This is a genomic window from Rhodopseudomonas faecalis (genome assembly GCF_003217325.1).
Classification (GTDB): Bacteria; Pseudomonadota; Alphaproteobacteria; order Rhizobiales; family Xanthobacteraceae; genus Rhodopseudomonas; species Rhodopseudomonas faecalis.
Genome location: NZ_QJTI01000001.1, coordinates 83981 through 99160 on the forward strand (window position 1 = coordinate 83981; position 15180 = coordinate 99160).

The 15180-nt window shown below is 65.2% G+C and carries 16 protein-coding genes; 7 read left to right on the forward strand and 9 right to left on the reverse strand.

The window, feature by feature from the left end; genetic code table 11:
• Positions 1-125 precede the first annotated feature (125 nt).
• Positions 126-2678, forward strand: a complete 2553-nt coding sequence (locus BJ122_RS00410; protein ID WP_245407548.1) for a putative bifunctional diguanylate cyclase/phosphodiesterase — start codon at positions 126-128, stop codon at positions 2676-2678.
• On the opposite strand, the gene BJ122_RS00415 is transcribed toward BJ122_RS00410, so the two are convergent.
• From BJ122_RS00415 to thrS, 3 genes are all read right to left on the reverse strand, one after another.
• Positions 2675-3238, reverse strand: coding sequence for a nitroreductase family protein (locus tag BJ122_RS00415; protein WP_110779230.1), 564 nt, complete (start codon positions 3236-3238; stop codon positions 2675-2677). The genes BJ122_RS00410 and BJ122_RS00415 overlap by 4 nt on opposite strands.
• A 95-nt stretch (positions 3239-3333) precedes the next feature.
• Complete coding sequence (locus tag BJ122_RS00420) at positions 3334-3555, reverse strand: hypothetical protein (protein WP_110779231.1); 222 nt, start codon at positions 3553-3555, stop codon at positions 3334-3336.
• Positions 3552-5594: a threonine--tRNA ligase gene (gene thrS, locus BJ122_RS00425; RefSeq protein WP_110779232.1), complete on the reverse strand. Its 2043-nt coding sequence runs from the start codon at positions 5592-5594 to the stop codon at positions 3552-3554. Before thrS ends, BJ122_RS00420 begins: the two co-directional genes overlap by 4 nt.
• 128 nt (positions 5595-5722) lie before the next feature.
• Between thrS and BJ122_RS00430 the strand changes: the two genes are divergently transcribed.
• On the forward strand, positions 5723-6133 hold the full coding sequence (locus tag BJ122_RS00430) for a DUF3574 domain-containing protein (RefSeq protein WP_110779233.1): 411 nt from the start codon (positions 5723-5725) through the stop codon (positions 6131-6133).
• Between the two features lie 47 nt (positions 6134-6180).
• On the opposite strand, the gene yidD is transcribed toward BJ122_RS00430, so the two are convergent.
• Complete coding sequence (gene yidD / locus BJ122_RS00435; RefSeq protein WP_110779234.1) at positions 6181-6519, reverse strand: membrane protein insertion efficiency factor YidD; 339 nt, start codon at positions 6517-6519, stop codon at positions 6181-6183.
• Between the two features lie 270 nt (positions 6520-6789).
• Here yidD and BJ122_RS00440 point away from each other — a divergent pair, with 270 nt between their 5' ends.
• Positions 6790-7665: a COG3904 family protein gene (locus BJ122_RS00440; protein WP_110779429.1), complete on the forward strand. Its 876-nt coding sequence runs from the start codon at positions 6790-6792 to the stop codon at positions 7663-7665.
• Positions 7666-7724: 59 nt separating this feature from the next.
• Here BJ122_RS00440 and BJ122_RS00445 read toward each other — a convergent pair whose 3' ends face one another.
• Complete coding sequence (locus BJ122_RS00445; protein ID WP_110779430.1) at positions 7725-8201, reverse strand: iron-sulfur cluster assembly scaffold protein; 477 nt, start codon at positions 8199-8201, stop codon at positions 7725-7727.
• 219 nt (positions 8202-8420) lie between these two features.
• Between BJ122_RS00445 and folE the strand changes: the two genes are divergently transcribed.
• Together folE and hisI are read left to right on the forward strand one after the other, a co-directional pair.
• On the forward strand, positions 8421-9104 hold the full coding sequence (gene folE / locus BJ122_RS00450; RefSeq protein ID WP_110779235.1) for a GTP cyclohydrolase I FolE: 684 nt from the start codon (positions 8421-8423) through the stop codon (positions 9102-9104).
• Between the two features lie 126 nt (positions 9105-9230).
• On the forward strand, positions 9231-9659 hold the full coding sequence (gene hisI, locus BJ122_RS00455; RefSeq protein WP_103012902.1) for a phosphoribosyl-AMP cyclohydrolase: 429 nt from the start codon (positions 9231-9233) through the stop codon (positions 9657-9659).
• 20 nt (positions 9660-9679) lie between these two features.
• Here hisI and BJ122_RS00460 read toward each other — a convergent pair whose 3' ends face one another.
• The 4 genes from BJ122_RS00460 to BJ122_RS00475 form a co-directional block, all read right to left on the reverse strand.
• Positions 9680-10045 carry a cytochrome b5 domain-containing protein gene (locus tag BJ122_RS00460; protein ID WP_110779236.1) on the reverse strand — a complete coding sequence of 122 codons (366 nt, stop codon included), beginning with the start codon at positions 10043-10045 and terminating at the stop codon, positions 9680-9682.
• The gene (locus BJ122_RS00465) at positions 10042-11313 is read right to left on the reverse strand and encodes a ferric reductase-like transmembrane domain-containing protein (protein ID WP_110779237.1); all 1272 of its coding nucleotides are present in this window, start codon (positions 11311-11313) and stop codon (positions 10042-10044) included. Before BJ122_RS00465 ends, BJ122_RS00460 begins: the two co-directional genes overlap by 4 nt.
• Entirely contained in the window at positions 11313-11615 is a 303-nt protein-coding gene (locus BJ122_RS00470; protein WP_245407549.1) for a hypothetical protein, read from the reverse strand. The genes BJ122_RS00465 and BJ122_RS00470 overlap by 1 nt, the downstream gene beginning before the upstream one ends.
• Positions 11616-11732: 117 nt before the next feature.
• Entirely contained in the window at positions 11733-12386 is a 654-nt protein-coding gene (locus BJ122_RS00475; protein ID WP_110779239.1) for a hypothetical protein, read from the reverse strand.
• Positions 12387-12605: 219 nt separating this feature from the next.
• On the opposite strand from BJ122_RS00475, the gene BJ122_RS00480 reads away from it, so the two are divergent.
• Together BJ122_RS00480 and BJ122_RS00485 are read left to right on the forward strand one after the other, a co-directional pair.
• The gene (locus BJ122_RS00480; RefSeq protein WP_110779240.1) at positions 12606-13655 is read left to right on the forward strand and encodes a transglycosylase SLT domain-containing protein; all 1050 of its coding nucleotides are present in this window, start codon (positions 12606-12608) and stop codon (positions 13653-13655) included.
• 202 nt (positions 13656-13857) lie between these two features.
• Positions 13858-15033, forward strand: coding sequence for a DUF2336 domain-containing protein (locus tag BJ122_RS00485; RefSeq protein ID WP_110779241.1), 1176 nt, complete (start codon positions 13858-13860; stop codon positions 15031-15033).
• The last annotated feature ends 147 nt before the right edge of the window (positions 15034-15180 follow it).

Genomic DNA, 15180 nt, shown 5'->3' on the forward strand with positions numbered 1-15180 from the left:
CATCGTCCCACTTAAAAGCGTCATAATCGCCTGCGGCCGGGCGATCACGATAAAATTACACGCGACGTTAAGCAGCGCGGTTTTCGGTGCGGCATCTGTAGTTGTTAGTTGCACTGCGAGGAAACGTGACGACCGTCAGCGCGTCATCCCAAAATCCGGACATTCAGTTTGGCAGTGATCTCGCCGTCTTGCAGCGCAAGTGGCAAGCGGCTGTGCTGCCGGGGCAGGGCCTGCCCGGCTATGAGGAAGTGATGCTGGGCAGCCTCGGGCGGCTTGCCGATCATATCGCGCTGCTGAAAGTGGACGGTGACGACCTCGAATTGTCGCGTACCGGCCGCTATGTGCAGAGCTGGGTCGGCCATGATCGCTGGAATGTGCCGCTCAGCGACGTGCCGCCCGATTGCGCGCTGGCCTTGGCGCAGGTGGCCCGCAACGCGCTGCAGAACCAGCGCCCGCATCTGGCGGTGGCGAGCTGCGTGCGCGATGGGCTGGTGCAGAAATATGAACTGCTGGCATTGCCGACCGCGTCGCGCTGGGGCGGCACGCTGATCGGCGTCTATGTCAACGAGCAGGGCCGGCGCTACCATCTGCTCGACTCGATTTTCACCACCACCGACGACGGCATTCTGTCGCTGGCGGCGATCCGCGACCATCAGCAGCGCAGCAGCGATTTTCATATCGTGCATCTCAATCCGTCGGCGGCGCGGCTGTTGGGGCAGCCGGCGCAGGCGTTGCTGTGGAGCCGGCTGCGCGCCGGCAGTCATCTGCTGGCGTCCACGGCCGTGATCGAATGGCTGCGCCAGGTGATCGACGGCCACATTAACAGCAAGCTGGAGATCGACTCCGATCAGCGCAGCTTGTCGCTCAGCGCCACCGCCTGCGGCGATATGCTGTCGGTCACCATGTCCGATGTCACCTCGCTCAAGCGCCGCGAGGCGTCGTTCCGGCTGCTATTCGACCACAACCCGATGCCGATGTTGGTGATCGATCCCGGCAACCTGGCATTTCTCAAGGTCAATGACGCCGCGATCGCTCACTATGGCTACAGCCGCGATGAGTTTCTCGGCATGAGGGTGCCGGAGATCTGGCCGCTCGATGAGCGTGAAGCCCATCTCAATGCGTTGCAGCAGGCCGGCGACAATTACCTGATCGATCGCAATTGGCGTCACCTCAAGGCCGACGGCACCGAGATTGAAATCGTGGCATTCGGCCGCCGGGTCGCCTTTGAAGGGCAGGATGGCTATCTGGTCGCGATCGTCGATGTCACCGAGCGCCGCAAGGCCGAAGCGCGCATCGCCTATATGGCGCAACATGACGCGCTCACCGGGCTGCACAACCGGGAAGCCAATCAGCAGCGCTTGCAAAACCTGTTGGAGTTGCGCGCGCCCGACAGCCATGTCGCGGTGCTGTGTGTCGATCTCGATCTGTTCAAGAACGTCAACGACGCCTTTGGTCATCCGATCGGCGACCGGCTGCTGCAAATGGTGGCCGAGCGGCTACGCCAGCAGATCAGCGGCCGCAATCTGGTGGCACGGCTCGGCGGCGATGAATTCGTGATCGTGCTGGCGCAGATCGCATCGCCCAATGAGGCCAGCGATGTTGCGACCGCGCTGATCGAACGGCTGAGCGTGCCATACACGATCGACGGGCTTGACGTGGTGATCGGTGCCTCGATCGGCATCGCGTTGTCGCCGAGCGACGGCGGCACCGCCGACGAGCTATTGCGCAATGCCGACATGGCGCTCGACCGCGCCAAGGACAGCGGCGGCAACTGCCATCACTTCTTCGAGCCGGAAATGGACCGGCTGGCGCAGCGCCGCTGTGACCTCGAAATCGATCTGCGCCGTGCTTTTGCCAGCGGCCAGTTCGAGCTGCACTATCAGCCGCTGATCGGGCTGGCGGAGGGCCGGATCGCCGGCTTTGAGGCGCTGCTGCGCTGGCGCCACCCCGAGCGCGGCATGATCTCGCCGGCCGAGTTCGTGCCGGTCGCCGAAGATATCGGCTTGATCGTCGGCATCGGCGAATGGGTGCTGCGCCAGGCCTGCGCGGAAGCGGCGAGCTGGCCGGAGCCGGTCAAAGTCGCGGTCAATCTGTCGCCGGTCCAGTTCCGCAGCCGCCATCTGGTGCAGGCGGTGCTCAGCGCGCTGGCGCAGTCCGGGCTGCCGGCCAGCCGGCTCGAACTCGAAATCACCGAAACGGTGTTTTTGGCCGACACCGAGGCCAATCTGGCGACGCTGCATCAGCTACGCGATCTCGGCGTGCGCATCTCGATGGATGATTTCGGCACCGGCTATTCCAGCCTGAGCTATCTGCGCAGTTTTCCGTTCGACAAGATCAAGATCGACCGCTCATTCGTGCAGGATCTGGCGCATCGCCCGGATTGTCTGGCGATCGTGCGCGCCATTTCCGGGCTCGGCCGCAGCCTGAATATCACCACCACCGCCGAGGGCGTGGAGAGTGCCGAGCAGCTCGATTGGCTGCGCGCTGAAGGCTGCAATGAGGGCCAGGGGTTTTTGTTCAGCCCGGCGCGGCCGGGCGCCGAAGTCGCGGCGCTGCTGGCGCAGTTTGGCGGGCAGAGGCCGCGCGCGGCTGAAACTGAACAGGAGACTGAACAGCAGGCTGAACAGTATTGTTCCTCCCCACCGCTGGCGTGCGAGGGGAGGAAAAACGTCGCTTAGAACCGGGTGACGATCTCGGCGAGGTCCGGGCGCGGCCGGTCTTCCAAAGCCGCGCTGCGGCTGCCGATATGGATGAAGCCGGCGAGCTTTTCCTCGGGCCGCAGGCCGAGGCCGGTCAGCACGTCGCGGTCATAGGCGATCCAGCCGGACATCCAGGCGGCGCCATAGCCGAGCGCGCTGGCGGCGGCGACGATGTTCATGGCGCTGGCGCCGGCCGACAATTCCTGCTCCCACTGCGGCACCTTGGGATGCGATTTCGGCACGGACACCACGGCAATCACCAGCGGTGCGTCCATCATGCGCTTGCGCTCGGCGGCGATGTCGGCCTCGGTCGCGTCCGGGTGCTTTTGCGAAAACACCCGCGCGATCACCTCGCCAGCGCGGGCGCGGCCGTCACCCTCGAACACGATGAAGCGCCACGGCGCCAGCTTGCCGTGATCGGGCACCCGCGCGCCGATGGTGAGGATGGTGTCGAGTTCGGCCGCGGACGGGCCGGGGCCGGTCATTTCGCGCGGCTTCACCGAGCGGCGGGTCTTCATGAATTCGATGATGTCGGACATGGGGTCTCCGGAGCAGCGGCGACGCCGCGGCGCGCTGGCGTCGAAGGGAAGGGCAGCGCCAGCGCCGCGGGGGCGCTGGCAGTCGCCGCCGGCGGTCAGGCCGGCGGCTTGCGGTTGCGGGGCGGGGTCAGCTCGGCGCGCGCCAGCAGGTCGCGGCCGAGGTCTTGGAGGATTTCGCGGGTGGCGAGGAACAGGCTGTGGCCGCGCTCGGTCTCGATGGCGAGCGCCACCAGCGCCGGATCATCCGGATGCGGGATCAGTTGATAGGCCCGGATCGGATAGGCCGGCAGCTGCTGTTCGTCGACGACCTCGCTCACGCCTCGCTCCTCGCGCGCTTGACGTCGGGCGGGGTTGCCTCGTCAACCAAGGCGGCGATCGCCTCATCGAGCGGCAGGATGGTCTGGCCATCGCTGCCGAGCCGGCGGATCGAGACGGTGTGGTTCTCGGCTTCCTTCTTGCCGACCACCAGCAGCGCCGGGATCTTGGCCAGCGAATGCTCGCGCACCTTGTAGTTGATCTTCTCGTTGCGCAGATCGATCTCGACCCGCAGCCCGGCCTTGCGGGCCGCGGCGGCGACCACCTTGGCGTAGTCGTCACCCTCCGAGGTGATGGTGGTGACCATCACCTGCAGCGGCGCCAGCCACAGCGGGAAGTGACCGGCAAAGTGCTCGATCAGAATGCCGGTGAAGCGCTCCATCGAGCCGCAGATCGCGCGGTGCACCATGATCGGCGTCTTCTTGGCGCCGTCGGCGTCGATATAAAACGCGCCGAACCGTTCTGGCAGGTTGAAGTCGACCTGGGTGGTGCCGCATTGCCAATCGCGGCCGATCGCATCGCGCAGCACATATTCGAACTTCGGCCCGTAGAACGCGCCTTCGCCGGGATTGATCGCGGTCTTGATGCGGCCGCCCGACTTGGCCTCGATCTCGGCGAGCACGGTGGCCATCACCCGCTCGGCGTGATCCCAGCTTTCATCGCTACCCACCCGCTTTTCCGGACGGGTCGACAATTTGACGACGATGTCGCCAAAGCCGAAGTCGGAATAGGTCGACAGGATCAGCTCGTTGATCTTCAGGCATTCCTCGGCGAGCTGCGCCTCGGTGCAGAACACATGGGCGTCGTCCTGGGTAAAACCGCGCACCCGCATCAGGCCGTGCATGGCGCCCGACGCCTCATAGCGATGCACCACGCCGAACTCGGCGAGCCGCAGCGGCAGATCGCGATAGCTCTTCAGGCCATGCTTGAAGATCTGCAGATGGCCCGGGCAGTTCATCGGCTTGAGCACGAACCAGCGCTTGTCTTCGGCCTCTTCGCCGGCGGACTGCGCCGCGAACATGTTCTCGCGGTACCACTCCCAGTGCCCCGAAGTCTCCCACAGCACCTTGTCGAGAATCTGCGGCGCGTTGACCTCGGCATAATCGCCATCCAGCCGGCGGCGCATATAGGACACCAGCGACTGGAATAGGGTCCAGCCCTTCGGGTGCCAGAACACCACGCCCGGGCCTTCTTCCTGGAAGTGGAACAGGTCGAGCTCGCGGCCGAGCCGGCGGTGGTCGCGCTTTTCGGCTTCCTCGATCTGCTTGAGATAGGCGTCGAGGTCGTCCTGCTTGGCGAAGGCGGTGCCGTAGATGCGGGTCAGCATCGGATTGTTGCTGTCGCCGCGCCAATAGGCGCCGGCCACCTTCATCAGCTTGAAGGCGGTGCCGATCTTGCCGGTCGAAGCCATATGCGGACCGCGGCACAGATCGAACCAGTCGCCCTGCTTATAGATCTTGATGCTCTGGTCGGCCGGGATCGCTTCCAGCAGCTCGACCTTGAAGCGCTCGTCCTTGTCCTCGAACACCTTGCGGGTATCGTCGCGGGTCCATTCCTCCTTGGTGAAGGGCTGGTCGCGCGCGATGATCTCGCGCATCTTCTTCTCGATCGCCGGAAAGTCTTCGGGTGTGAACGGCTCGTTGCGGAAGAAGTCGTAGTAGAAGCCGTTCTCGATCACCGGGCCGATCGTGACCTGGGTACCCGGCCACAGCGTCTGCACCGCTTCCGCCATCACATGGGCGGCGTCATGCCGGATCAGCTCCAGCGCGCGCGGGTCGTCGCGCGACACGAATTCCAGCCGGGCGTCCTGGACGATCGGATCGGTGAGGTCGGTCAGCACGCCATCCAGCGCCATCACCACGGTTCGTTTCGCCAGCGACGGCGAGATGCTCTTGGCAATCTCAAGGCCGGTGGTGCCGTACGGAAACTCGCGGGTATTGCCGTCAGGGAAGGTGACGGTGATCTTGGGCGGCTGGGTGACCGGCTTCAGATTGCTGAGGGTGAATTGAAAGCCCTGGGCGGGCGCAGACTTGTCAGGCATGGAGCTCTCCTCTGGCTCACTCCTGCGAACGAACGCAGGTAAGCGTAAGGCTGTGGTATAGCAGCGGAATTGGGCGTTGCAACGGTGGCCGTGCCGAGGCTGCCTTGCGAACAGGATGGGGATCGGCCATGCGGGCGGGGTGGATCGCGTTGGCAGCTGGAGGGCTGGCGCTGGCTGGCTGCCAGTCGCTGCCGGCCACGGGTTGCCTGCCGCCGGCGCAACCGATGGCCGCGGCCGAGCTGGTGTTCGGCCGCAATATCGGCGACCGGCTCGGGGTCAGCGAGGCCGATTTTGCCCGCTTTGCTGGCGCGCAGATCGCGCCGCGCTTCCCCGGTTTCACCGTGCTGGACAGTGTGGGGCAATGGCGCGACCCGGCGCGCGGCCGGCTGGTGCGCGAACCCGGCAAGCTGGTGATGATTGCGTTCCCCGATCGGCCGGAAGCGCGGGCGGCGCTCGCCGACATCGCCGAGGCCTATAAGCGCCAGTTTTTGCAGCAATCGGTGCTGGTCGCGGTGCGGCCGGCCTGCGTCAGTTTTTGACGGCCGCCGCCAAGCCCGTGAGCGAGGGTTGAAGTCTTCGGCCGACGTTACGGGGTGCCATCATTGACCCCGCGCCAGCGGGCATAGCGCCAGGGCAGATACCAGCGCGCCCCGGCCGGCAGTTGCTGCGGCACGTTGTCGATCCCCGATGTGCCCCAGGGCTGGCAGCGCAGCAGCCGCGCCAAGGTCATCCAGCCGCCGGCCCATAGACCGTAACGCCCGATCGCCTCGTCGCCATAGACCGAGCAGCTCGGCAGATGCCGGCAATTATAGCCGACCAGCGGCGACAGCGTGTGCCGATAGACCCAGATCGCGCCGCGGCCAGCATTGCGGGGCAGGTTGAGCAGCGCGCGCGCGCAGTCCGGACAGGGCAGGGAGATTTTCATAACAGGTAACATAAAACCCTAAATGCTGGGCTGCGGCGCCCGCGATACGGAGCATTACTTACGGCGGCCTACTGGCCACAGTGCTGAAATATCGCACATATTTGCCCCCAGCACAGCAAAAGTCCTATGGACCGCGCACCCCGCCACAGATACCTTTAGCGCACTTGCGTAACAGGTGAGACGTGTGGGGCGGGGCCGTCGCTCGAGGCCGGGCGGCAGGAAGGATGCGACTTGAAGCGCGTGACGATCCTCAGGTTTCTCGGCAAGGCGATGCTGGGCGCGGTGCTGCTGCGGATCGGCTTTGCGCTGGTCCTTCCAGACGCCGGCAGCTCGGCCCAGGCGGGCGCGATTCTCGAAGAACGCAAACTGCCGATGCGGTTTGGCTGGGTGAACTGCGAGCCGAACTGCCGCGGCTGGATCAGCGCGGTCGGCGTGGTCACCGCCGACACGCCGCGCGATTTCGAGCAATTTGCCCGCGACCGCGATCTGCAGGGCTCAACCGTGGTGCTCGATTCCAGCGGCGGTTCGGTCAATGACGCCATCACCTTGGGACGGCGCTGGCGGGCGCTCGGCCTGAAAACCACGGTCGGCCTGTCGATCGAGGCACCGGCGCCGGGCGGCGGCGGTTCGGCGCGGGTGGTGCCGGAGGCCTATTGCGAATCGATGTGCGTGTTCCTGCTGCTGTCGGGCTCGACGCGCTATGTGCCCGAGCAGGCCAAGGTGCGGGTCCACCAGATCTGGATGGGCGACCGCGCCGACAATGCCCGCGCCGCCAGCTACAGCGCTCAGGACATGACCGTGGTCGAGCGCGATATCGGCCGGCTGGCCAAATATACCTTTGAGATGGGCGCGACCGGCGACCTGCTGGCGCTGGCGCTGAGCGTGCCGCCCTGGGAGGAGCTGTATCGGCTGTCGCCGCAGGAATTGCGGCTGACCCGGCTGATCACCACCGATGCGCCCGGCGATCTGCTGCTGCCGCGCCCGGCTGACGATCTGGTCGCCGAGCTGCCGGCCAAGCCGCATCAGGATCGCGCGCCGCAGGATGGCGCCGCGCCGCACGATCTGCTGCTTGGCACCTCGAAGGCGACCAAGACCGCCTCGGCCCAGCCGCACGGGGAGATGGCGGCGCCGCAGCCGCCGCGCTGAGCGGCCGCGCTCGTTCAGGCGATTGTTCAGCCTGCTCGACGGCGTTTGAGCTGTTGGCGTTAAGTGGCGGCGCTGCCTGCTTTTTCGGTCGCTTGCGAGGCCGGGGACGCTTTGGCCTCGATCTGGCTGATCGCGTCTACCACCGCATCAAAAGTCAGTAGCGTTGAGGCGTGCCGCGCCTTGTAATCGCGCACCGGCTCGAGCAGCGCGACATCGGCCCATTTGCCTTCGGGCGGGGCGCCATTTTCTTTCAGCATTTTGCGAACTGTTTCGCGCAACTCTCTCAGCTCGCTCGATTTTGATCCGACCACATGGCGCGCCATGATCGACGATGACGCCTGGCCGAGCGCGCAGGCCTTCACTTCATGGGCGAAGTCGGTGACCACGTCGCCGTCCATCTTCAGGTCGACCTTGACCGTGGAGCCGCACAGTTTGGAATGCGCGGTGGCGCTGGCATCGGGGGCGGCAAGCCGGCCCAGCCGCGGAATATTGCCGGCCAATTCGATGATGCGTTGATTATAGATGTCGTTCAGCATCGATTGCCACACACTCTCATTTTCGCCCTTGGCGGAACTGTTCCCGACCCTATATAGGGCGAGATATCGCGAATGTCAGAGCACTCTGCGACACCGGCGATCCGGAGGGCGTGGTAGGATTCGGCGCGATATGCGGTGGGGTTTCAGGCGCCCGGCGGCCTTGCTGCCACGTCTGCCCGGTGACACCTCCGGCCTGGCGGCCGGTCGAACGGAGTGGAGATGGACGCGGTGATCAAGCCCCTGCGCGGCGGCAAGCCGAGTGATGAGCCGACTGATTTTCGGGCACCTGAACTGGACCCTTCTGATTTCCTCGATGCGGCGGTACTGCCTGATCAGCCTCGCCCGACTCGCGAGGAGGCCGAAGCCGCGGTCAAGACGCTGCTCGCCTATATCGGCGAGAACACCGAGCGCGAAGGGCTGGTCGATACGCCGCGCCGTGTGATCGAGGCCTATGACGAGCTGTTTCAGGGCTACCACCAGTGCCCGGCCGAGGTGCTGAACCGCACTTTTGGCGAGACCGCGGGCTATGACGATTTCGTGCTGATCCGCGACATGTATTTCACCTCGCATTGCGAGCATCACGTCATGCCGTTCTACGGCCAGGCGCACATCGCCTATACCCCGGTCGAGCGGGTGGTTGGCCTGTCGAAACTGGCGCGGCTGGTCGATGTGTTCGCGCGGCGGTTGCAGACCCAGGAGCATCTGACCGCGCAGATCGCCGCCGCGGTCGATGAGGTGCTAAAACCGCGCGGCGTCGCGGTGTTGGTCGAGGCCGAGCATACCTGCATGTCGGTGCGCGGCATCGCCAAGCGCGGCGCCAAAACCTTCACCACCCGTTTCACCGGCGTGTTCCGCGACAATCCCGCAGAACAGGCCCGGTTCCTGTCGATGGTCCGCAGCTAGAGCTTCGGTTCTGATAGAATCAGAACCGAAGCTCTAACTTTATGTTTTGACGCGTTTTCTTGACGCGAACCGGAATCCACTTCGCTGGAAAACGCTATAAGCTATCTGCCGACCCGAGGACTGCCCATGTCTGCCTCAACCCACGCCGCCGATATCGAGGAGGGCAGCGCGCTGCGCCCGAAATTCGACGCGGCCGGCCTTGTCACCTGCGTCACCACCGATGCCAGCGGCGAATTGCTGATGGTGGCGTTCATGAACGAGGAAGCGCTGAACAAGACCATCGCCACCGGCGAGGCTTGGTATTATTCGCGCTCGCGCGCCCGGCTGTGGCGCAAGGGCGAAAGCTCCGGCCATGTGCAGAAGGTGCTGGAGCTGCGCATCGATTGCGATCAGGACGCGGTGTGGCTGCGGGTCGAGCAAGGCGGCGGCGCGGCCTGCCATACCGGGCGGCGCTCCTGCTTCTATCGCCGCATCGACCGTGACGATGCCGGCGCGCCGGTGCTGACGCCGGTCGACGCCGAGCGGCTGTTCGATCCCGCCAAGGTCTATCGCTGAGCTGCCGGCCAACCGCTAGACTAGGGCGCGAACCGGCCAATCCGATATTTCGGCAACAGCTGGTCGGCCTCGCGCGAATGCGGCCGGCCGCGCGTTTTGGTGGCGTAGGCGTCGCTCGCTTCCTTGCCGCACCAGGCTTCGATGATCTGCGGCCGCGAAGGATGATCGGGCAAATAGCCCGTGATGTCATAGACCGCGCCATTGATCGCCATCCAGCAGCTTTGCGGCGTGGCGTGTTGTGCCAGCTCCGCCGCGCCAATCGCGCGATCGGGCATGCTTGGCGCCGCGGGCGGCTGCGCGATCGGCGCCGACAGGCTGCCGATCCAGAAGCCGAGCACGGCCAGCCAGAACACCGCGGTCGAGGTCAGAAACAGGCGCTGCATCATCGAAACTCGTATTTCTCGGAATGAAGTTGGCGCGCGCCGACGCCGCGGCGGCGCAGCATCGCACGCGCGCCTTTGATCAGACCCGGTGGTCCGCACAGATAGCATTCGACGCCCGAGAGCTGCGCGGTCTGCGGCAAGAGTCGCTTGAGATCGGGCAGCGCATCGCCGGTGGCCTCAAGTTGCAGCGTCAGCCGGGGATCCGCAGTGGCGCAGGCCTTGAGCTCGTCCAAAAATGCGGCGTCGCTCTCGTGGCGATAGAGATAAAGCAGCGTGGTCGGCGCCGGTACCGGACCGGCGCGCAGCAGACCGATGAACGGCGTGATGCCGATGCCGCCCGCCACCCATAATTGCGGTGCCGCGCCATGATGAGCAAACACGCTGTCAAAACCGCCGATGATGCGCGCCGCGACGCCGCGCGGCATGGTCAGCATCTGCCGCGTGCAATCGCCGAGCGCTTTGACCGCGATGCGCAGCATGTCGCCCCGCTCGACCGAGCTGACCGTGAACGGATGGAATTCGCCGCAGCCGCGATAGTTCGGGCCGCGATAGAACGCCACCAGCAGAAACTGCCCCGGCGCCACGGCCAAGGGCTGCCCGAGCGGCCGCAGCGCGATTTCGACCGATTGCTCGGTGAGCGGCTGCACCTCGGCCACGATGTAGGGCCGGGCGGCGAGGCCGAGATCGCCGCGCAGCGCGCGCCAGCCGACGATCAGTGCCACCACCGCGATGATCGGCAGCACCGGCTCGTCGATGCCGAGCAGCACCAGATGAATGAGCCCGAGCAGCACGCCGATCGCGAGCCCGGCATGGAGCCAGCGCCACACACCGTAGGACAGTTTTTTGCTAAACGCGGTCGCGAGGCCGACCATCAAGACCACCAGCCCGAGCCAGCCGGTCCACACCGGCCAGCCGCCATCGAACGCCGACAGCGTCTGCCAGGCGAAGCTCGGCGAGGTCGCAAGGCCATTGGCGGCGAGCGCGAGCGGATGGATCAGCAGCAGCACATAAGCGAGCACGCCGGTGGTGTGATGCCAGCGATACATGCGCTCCAGCCCGCCGAGCCAATCGGCGAGCCGCGGCTCGCGCAGCATCAACAGCAGGCTGACCATGAGCAGCCCGCCGCCGAGCCAGCCGGCCACGATGCCGGCAGCGCGCAGCGGTGCCAGTTCGCTTGGAAACGCCCACCAGGCAAAACCCAGCGGCACCGCCAGCGTCAGCAGCGGAATCGACAGCCAGCGCAGCAGACCCGGCAGGCGGCGCGGCGCCATCACGGCTGGTCCGGATTGGGTTTCAGGCGATCGCAGAAGTTCCGGCCCGACTCCGGCAGCTTCAGGCCGCGCGCCGCGGCGCGTTGCTGCATCAGCTGGTGATGCTCGGTGCGATAGGCGAGGCAGGCCTGATAATCAGTGAAACCGCGCACCCGCGCCTGATGCGCGATGCGCTCATCCGGGCTCATCAGATCCCAGCCGCGGGTATTGCCTTGATCGGCCCGCCAGGGGCCGGCGCCGGCAACGGCAGCTGTTGCCAGCAGGAGGCTTGCCGTCAAAATGGTGACTTGCGCTGTCCGCATCATCGCTCCGGATCGTTATCCGGCCTGCTCGGCATGACAGCAATCTAGCGCGCTGATGCGGAATGTCACCCGCGGCGGGCACAGACGAGCCCCGCCGCCAGTTCAGTGCTGCGGCGATTACGCCAGCCGGTTGGCGACGTCCTCCGCCGATGCCTTGATGCCGTTCGGATCGGCAATGGTGTCGATGAAATCGACCGCGGCGGAGCGCAGCTTGCCGTCCTGCAGTGAGATCACCCCCGACAGCGACTGAATGTTGATCGTTCGAATATTGTAGCGGGTCCAAGCGTCAGACTGCTGCTTGCTGCCGAGCTGGCCCTTCTCCTTGTTGTAGAGATCGAGCGCGGTCTGCGCCGCCTTCAGCGCATTGAGCGCTGAAATCTCCTTCAGCTCCTTGGCGAGAGCAGGATCGTCCCGGAACAGCTCTTCGATCTTCTCCTTCCAGGGGCCTTCCGATGTGACATTGCCGAATTTGTCGACCTTGAGCCGCACGGCGTCGTCGAGATTGACGTTTATCTTCGCAAACGCCTTGCTCAGTTTTTCGGCCAGCGCGTCGGAGCGCTTCTGCAGCCGCTCCTCGAAGGTCATCGACAGATCCTTCTGGAGCTGAAGCAGCGCCTTGGCCTGATCCGACAACTCGACAGTGTCCGAGTTAGTTACCTGTGCCGTAGCAGTGGTGGCGGCAGTGGCCGGGCTGCCTTTCGCGGCGGTCGCGGCGATCGGGAGCGGGCTGCGGGACAGCGCGCCGCTGGTGGTGTTGGCAATGCTGGTCATGGCGTCCTCGCTCGATGGTTGTCAGAAGCGTTACTCGCAACCTTATCTGGCGCCCGCGCGTATTAATACGCGGTTAAGGCGATCTCCAAGTTGCTGATTTTGGCTCGACAATGCCGGCATTAACGGTGCGTTAACCATAACTAACCACATTGCCGAGTCATAGGCGCCATTGCGCCGCCAGCGTCCGAGCGGCCGTCTCGCGCGGGAGCGGGGACACAGATGTCGGTCGAAGCAGCAAATCTCTCAACTACCGCGCTGACACCGGCGCGCGCGCAGGTCGCCGGTGCGATCAAGAACGCCGCTGGCCAGACCGGCACCAGCTTTTCCTATCTGCTCGCCACCGCGAAAATGGAATCGGATTTCAATCCGACCGCGACCGCGACCACCTCCAGTGCCAAAGGTCTGTTTCAGTTCATCGAACAGACCTGGCTCGGCACCGTGAAAGAAGCGGGCGCGCACTTTGGCTACGGCCAATATGCCGATGCGATCAGCCGCACGCCGTCCGGCGGCTATACGGTGGCCGACCCAGCCGCGCGCGCAGAGATTCTCAAGCTGCGCGACGATCCGGTGGCGTCCTCGGCGATGGCCGGGGTGCTGACTCAGTCCAACAGTTTTAAGCTGACCGGCGAGATCGGCCGCCGCCCGAGCGATGCCGAACTCTACATGGCGCATTTCATGGGCGTCGGCGGCGCCGCCAAGCTGATCAACAGCGCCGAGAGCAATCCCGGCATGCCCGGCGCGGCGCTGTTTCCCAATGCCGCCGCCGCCAATCAGTCGATCTTTTACGACCGCAGCGGCAATGCCCGCAGCGTGTCGCAAGTCTATGCCGAGCTGACCTCGCGCTATGATCGCGCGGTCAATGCATCGTCCACGCAAAACGCGATCGCTGCCAACGGAACGCTGCCGGCGATGGCGAGCAGTTTTGCGCCGGTCGCCTCAGAGGTCACGGTGGCCGACAACGCCGCGTTCCTGTCGAGACTTCCCGATCTACGCTCCGGCACCAATGCCACGGCGGTGCCGTCGACCAGCACGGCAACGCCGGTCGCGGCGCGTAGCACATCGCCAGAGCCGATCTTCCGCTCGCTGTACCAGGGCGGGGAGCGCGACCAGCCGGTGTCAAATGCAGTGCAGGAATTGTGGGGCAATCGCGCTTCGCTCACCACGACCGCCAACAGCACTAGCGCTGATGGATTGGCACAGCAGCCGACGCTGCGCGCGCCGCAGCCGCTTGATCTGTTCAGCGATCGCTCCGGCACTTTCAGCGGTTAGTCGTCATCTGATGGACCTTCGCGCGTGATCATCACGCGCGGGCTCTTGCATTCGGCGCGAATCTTCAACACGTGGCATCGTTAACGAAACGGCAACAAAGCCAAACGTTTATGGTGAACCCTTTGTTAAGCGTCATGGTTTATGGTGTGTGAATGAGAGGTGGCAGCGTCGTGTTGCTACAGCCCGTTGCGTCAGTTCACCCATGATCGTTCGGCAGTTCATCAGTTGGATCCGTACGGCTTCGGCGGGCGAACGCGCAGAAGCCACGCGCGCCTTGGCGCGGGCCTGGCTAATCTCCGATCTGTCTGACGAGGACCGCGCTGCCGCCGAAGGCGCGCTGTTGATGCTGCTCGACGATCGCTCGCCGCTGGTGCGACAAGCGATGGCCGAAGTATTTGCGCAGAGCGCCGACGCGCCACCCGCGGTGGTGCGCGCGCTGTCGGTGGATCAGCCCGCGGTCGCACTGCCTGTCCTGGAATTCTCGCCGCTGCTGATCGACGCCGATCTGGTCGATATCGTCGCCACTGGCAGCTCCGAAGTGCAGTGCGCGGTGGCGCGCCGCGCGGGGTTGCCTGCGCCGGTCGGCGCCGCGATCGCCGAGGTCGGCAGTGCCGCGGCGGCACTCGAACTGATCGAAAATCCGCACGCGGAACTGGCGCCGTTTTCCTGGGATCGCATTGTCGAACGCCACGGCCATCTCGCCGCGATCCGCGAGGCGATGCTGGTGCTGGACGATCTGCCATCGGCGACGCGGATGGCGCTGGTCACCAAGCTGTCCGACACGTTGACGCAGTTCGTGGTGGCGCGGCGTTGGCTCAGCGCGGAGCGTGCCGAGCGCCTGATGGATGAAACGCGCGATCGCTCGATCATGCTGGTGGCGTCGCGCTCGCATGAAGACGATATGCTGGCCTTGATGCGGCATCTGCGCGCCACCGGCCATCTCACCGCTGGCCTCATTCTGCGCGCGCTGCTGTCCGGCAATCTCGATCTGTTCAGCCATGCGCTCGCCGAGCTCGCCGATCTGCCCTGCGCGCGGGTGATGGCGCTGGTGCATGATGGCGCCAGTGCCAGCCTGAAAGCGCTGCTGAAGCGCGCCGGTCTGCCGGAAGCCACCCATGCCGCGTTCCGCGCGGCGCTGGAAGCGATCCGGGAAATCGGCTTCGTTGATAGCGAAAGCGGCGCCGCCGGCCTGCAACGGCGCATGGTCGAGCGGGTGCTGACCCGCTGCGAAACCGACGCCGCGGTTGCTGATCCGCTGCTGATCCTGCTGCGCCGCTTCGCCACCGAGTCGGCGCGCGAAGAGGCCAGCCGGTTCTGCGGTGAATTGCTAGCAGAGGATACGCTGGCTGAGCAAGAACAGCGTTGGATGGTCGCCTAATTCAACGACACGTGGTTGGTCACGCCCGCGCCCTGGTCGCGGGTGCACATGCTCTGAAATATGGAAGACCAAAGACGTCGATGGCCGGGACGAGCCCGGCCATAACGATTGAACCAGCCGCTATTCGGAGATTAGTCCGCATTCGGA